At 68.5% G+C, this 2,908-nt stretch carries 6 protein-coding genes and 1 pseudogene; 5 read left to right on the top strand and 2 right to left on the bottom strand.

All coding sequences use genetic code 11. The features are described from left to right. Positions 1-73 precede the first annotated feature (73 nt). Positions 74-235 carry a hypothetical protein gene (locus ITI46_RS34005; protein ID WP_209243841.1) on the bottom strand — a complete coding sequence of 54 codons (162 nt, stop codon included), beginning with the start codon at positions 233-235 and terminating at the stop codon, positions 74-76. Next, entirely contained in the window at positions 232-405 is a 174-nt protein-coding gene (locus ITI46_RS34000; protein WP_209243840.1) for a hypothetical protein, read from the bottom strand. Before ITI46_RS34000 ends, ITI46_RS34005 begins: the two co-directional genes overlap by 4 nt. 314 nt (positions 406-719) lie before the next feature. Here ITI46_RS34000 and ITI46_RS33995 point away from each other — a divergent pair, with 314 nt between their 5' ends. From ITI46_RS33995 to ITI46_RS33980, 5 genes and pseudogenes are all read left to right on the top strand, one after another. Continuing rightward, a complete protein-coding gene (locus ITI46_RS33995) occupies positions 720-1,634 on the top strand; it encodes a helix-turn-helix domain-containing protein (protein WP_247747011.1) in 915 nt (304 codons plus the stop codon). After that, positions 1,631-1,843, top strand: coding sequence for a DUF397 domain-containing protein (locus ITI46_RS33990; protein WP_209243839.1), 213 nt, complete (start codon positions 1,631-1,633; stop codon positions 1,841-1,843). Before ITI46_RS33995 ends, ITI46_RS33990 begins: the two co-directional genes overlap by 4 nt. Positions 1,844-1,968: 125 nt before the next feature. After that, positions 1,969-2,230 (top strand): annotated as a pseudogene (locus ITI46_RS35325) (GNAT family N-acetyltransferase); the annotation flags it as partial. Between the two features lie 69 nt (positions 2,231-2,299). Then, positions 2,300-2,560 (top strand): type II toxin-antitoxin system Phd/YefM family antitoxin, encoded by a 261-nt coding sequence (locus tag ITI46_RS33985; protein WP_209243837.1) that lies wholly within the window; start codon positions 2,300-2,302, stop codon positions 2,558-2,560. Next, positions 2,557-2,802, top strand: coding sequence for a type II toxin-antitoxin system RelE family toxin (locus ITI46_RS33980; protein ID WP_209243835.1), 246 nt, complete (start codon positions 2,557-2,559; stop codon positions 2,800-2,802). The genes ITI46_RS33985 and ITI46_RS33980 overlap by 4 nt, the downstream gene beginning before the upstream one ends. Positions 2,803-2,908 lie beyond the last annotated feature (106 nt).

Here is a 2,908-nt window from a genome sequence, read left to right as displayed (position 1 = left end):
GGGTACACCTACGGGCATACCGACCGGTCGGTGAATGGGGTGGGGGGTGCTGGGCGGGTTAGGGATGTCGGGCTCACGTTTCGGTGCGCCGAGGTGCGCCGTTCCGTCGCCGCATACGTTCCAGGAGCTCTTCGCGCCGGGCCGTCTGTGCTGCCGCCGCGCGGCGGTCCTTGTCCGCGACGCTTCCGCCGCGCGCGTTGCCCGCTGGGCGGCGGAGATGGTGGGGCTTGCTCACGGGGTCGTCTCCTTCTGTTCCGACTTCGGCAGCGGGCCACCGTGTTCGGGGTGACGGCGGAGCAGCACCCGGCAGTCCACGGCCTGCGACTCGTCCCCCACCTCTTTGGCCTCGGCCAGCCGCGCTTCCAGGGACTGACACGTCGGGCAGTTGTCGCGGGTAGTGGTCATTTACCTGTGCTCCCGTTTGTGGGGATGTCCTGCCATGACGGCGTTGCAGCTCCGCACGATCAGTGCATGGCCCTTCGCGCGGGCCGTCTCCCGGTCCCCGGCCAGCAGTTCGCATACGTCACACCCGGGCACGGGCTCCGGCTCGTCACGCCAGGCTGGAGGGGCCAACCCCATACCCGGCAGGGGGATTTGGGCGTGCGTACCCATGGCGACCCTCTCCTCTGTCACTCTGTGCGGTGGGCCGATCACAAGAGTGCGGCATCAACCGGCCTCCGAGGGCGGGTTTCAGCGCCCGACCTGCGGTTTGGTCACCGATGCATATGCACCGCCGGGTTGCCCGCGGAAAACAGGACCGCTGGAGAAGCGTGACCAGAGGGGTGGTCAGGGGAGTCATGGCCGAAGTAACCGACGCGGAGGGCCTGAACGGTGCGCCCGATCCACGGCGTGCCTTCGCCGAAGAATGCCGCAGCGCTCGCGAGCTGTACCCGTCCAGGCCGCTGTCCCAGACCGACCTGGCCCGGATGACCCGGACCTCCAAGAGCACCATTTCGCGGGTCGAGACCTGCCAAGGCCCCATCCCGGCCGACCTCCCGCCCCTCCTGGACCAGGTCTTCGAGACGGACGGACTCTTCAAGCGGCTGTATGAGGAGATCACCGCTCAGTCCTTCCCGGTCCACTCGCGACGGCGGATCGAACTGGAGCCGAAGGCCAGCCGCATCGCAGCGTGGTCACCCACTGTCGTACCCGGGCTCCTCCAGACGCCGGAGTACGCTCGCGCGCTCTTTCGTGAGGGCAACCCCCGGGCGAGCGAGTCGGAGCTTTCCACCAGGGTGCAGAACCGCATCGCACGACAAGCGATCCTCAAAGGCAGTTCCCCGCCTGATTTCTCCGTCATCGTCTGCGAGTCGGTGATCCGGCGGAAGGTGGGCACCGAAGCGGTGATGCGAGGACAGCTGGCCGCCCTTCTGGAGCACGGCAAGCGGCCCACCACCGTTCTCCAGGTGCTGCCGCTGGACGCGGGCACGCATGGCCTGATGGACGGGTCCATGTCGATCCTGACGACGGCGGAAGGAACAGTGGTCTATTCGGAGGGCGTGCGCTCGGGTGCGATCATCGAAGTACCGGCAGATGTCAGGCAGTTGTCCCGGTCCTACGATGTCCTTACGGCTTCCGCCCTCTCGCGTGATGCCTCTGCCCGGTTGATCGGAAAAGTTATGGAGGCACTGTGACCCCGCCCCCGAGCCCCGCCTGGGTCAAGTCCAGCTACAGCAACCAGGACGGCGGCAACTGCCTGGAATGGTCCCCCACCACCGCCGAGACGGCGGGCCACGTCCCCGTCCGCGACAGCAAAACCCCCCAAGGCCCGGTGCTGACCTTCCCCACCAACGCCTTCACCGGCTTCATCACAGCCCTCAAAACCGGAGAACTCTCCGCCTGATTCCCACAGCCATCGGACCGGCCCCCTCGAACAAGGCGAGCGAGGGGGCCGGTCCAGGCTCGGGTGCCTCCGCGCCGGACTCACCGCGAGGGAGCCGCCCATGACCCTGTTGGAAGACATCACCGTCGTTCGCCGAACCCCCGTACAACGAGACACCAGATGGCGTGGCGGCGAACTTCCGCCGCTTCCGTTCACAGGCCCGCAAGGCGACGTTTCGCGCGGCTCTCGCGCGTCCTGCGCCGCGAAGACGGGCGCCGGACATTCGGGTTGATCGAGCTCGCGGTGCGCGCGCCATGGCGCCGACTCGGCAGTGGCGAGGCGCACCCGTGGGACGGGGCCGACCTTCATGACGTGAGGGTGCTCGACCTGCGTCGGGTGGCGTCTTAGAGAAGCGGCCCGCTGTCCCAGCCCGCCTTCGCCGGGTGATCTGGTGCACACTTCTGTAAGGTGGTGTGCATGGCGGACAGGTCCTACTCGATCGTGGAAGCCCGCGCCCGCCTGGGCGCCATTGCGCGTGAGGTCAGCGCCACCCGTGAGCCGGCCGCCATCACCGACCATGGGCAGACCGTCGCGATACTGGTCAGCCCCGCCGACGCTCTCGAATTGCAGGAACTGCGGGCGCTGACTGCCTACCGCGCGCGCCAGGGCCGGGGCGAGGACGCCGGCATTTCGCACGACGAGGCGTACCGCCGCGTGTTCGGCGGATCCGAGGCGTGAGCTACGAGATCATCTGGGAGCCCGAGGCCCTCGCCCAGGCGGAGCGGCTGGCCAAGGAGGACCCCGCCGGAGTGCGGCAGGTGTTCACCGCTGTCGACCGCTTAGCCGACAATCCGCGGCCCGACGGCGCGTTCGGCAGCGCCGACTTACTGCGCATCCATGTCGGGGTCTACCGCGTCATGTACGAGATCAACGACCATACGGTCCGCGTCAGCGTGATCCACCTCGGACGCGCGCGCTGATCGGCCCACACATGCGCCAGGCCATACTCCGCCGGGGATGGGCGGCTCAGGGAAGCGGTCGGCCCGCGATGCCCGGTCGCCGTTGCCAGGGGCGGGGGCCGGGGAG

The organism is Streptomyces oryzae (genome assembly GCF_017676365.1).
GTDB lineage: Bacteria > Actinomycetota > Actinomycetes > Streptomycetales > Streptomycetaceae > Streptomyces > Streptomyces oryzae.
This window is presented reverse-complemented; position numbering and strand designations above follow the sequence as displayed.

Bases quoted from the DNA above. Each gene is read 5' to 3' on its own strand.
- ITI46_RS34000 (WP_209243840.1), bottom strand. From the start codon at position 405: ATGACCACTACCCGCGACAACTGCCCGACGTGTCAGTCCCTGGAAGCG.
- ITI46_RS33995 (WP_247747011.1), top strand. From the start codon at position 720: ATGCATATGCACCGCCGGGTTGCCCGCGGAAAACAGGACCGCTGGAGA.
- ITI46_RS33985 (WP_209243837.1), top strand. From the start codon at position 2,300: ATGGCGGACAGGTCCTACTCGATCGTGGAAGCCCGCGCCCGCCTGGGC.